Source organism: Vibrio sp. 1562, assembly GCF_033340155.1.
In the GTDB taxonomy this organism is placed as follows: domain Bacteria; phylum Pseudomonadota; class Gammaproteobacteria; order Enterobacterales; family Vibrionaceae; genus Vibrio; species Vibrio alginolyticus.
The window spans coordinates 1-598 of sequence record NZ_JAWOVY010000551.1 but is presented as its reverse complement, the minus strand read 5'-3'; the positions used below and the strand labels follow the sequence as shown (position 1 = coordinate 598).

The 598-nt window shown below is 49.3% G+C and carries 1 protein-coding gene; it reads right to left on the bottom strand.

The features are described from left to right. Positions 1-566: LytS/YhcK type 5TM receptor domain-containing protein (locus R7Z49_RS26340; RefSeq protein WP_318112611.1), on the bottom strand; the 566-nt coding region annotated here is incomplete at its 3' end. Positions 567-598 lie beyond the last annotated feature (32 nt).

The following is a 598-nucleotide window of genomic DNA, read 5'->3' as shown; positions in this document are numbered from 1 at the left end:
CTCATGAAAAGTGCGGCACCGAACGAGTTGGCAATGATCATCGGAGAGGCAATCGCTGACACCAGTTCGTAGGCTTGGTCGAAGGGTTTGGCTAGGGCCAACAACAAAATCATCTGCACAACTTCGGCAACAAATGTCACGCTGAACACCACGCTTGGGTTGAACAGCAATGCGCCCTTGTTGCGTTTGATAAGGTAGACATGTAACAAGCCACCAATCACGCCTTCAGCAGTGGTTGAAATAGCACAGGCTAGGTCGGTAAAGCCGCCAAGGGAATAACGATGAATCCCGCCGGTTAAGCCGACAGCAAAACCGACTACTGGCCCGCCAAACAACCCGCCCATGACAGCGCCGATGGCACGCGTGTTGGCGATCGCATCATTGATGTGCAGGCCAAAGTACGTCCCGAGGATACAAAAGCCAGAAAAGAGCACGTAGCAAATTAAACGATGGCTAAGGCGAGACGAAATACTCAGTAGCGGTAAGATGATGGGTGTTTTACTCAGCATGTAAGCCAAGACTAAGTAAACACACATTTGCTGCAAGAGAGAGATAACCAGTTCCATAGCGAACCTAACCTGAAATTAATGTTGTTATT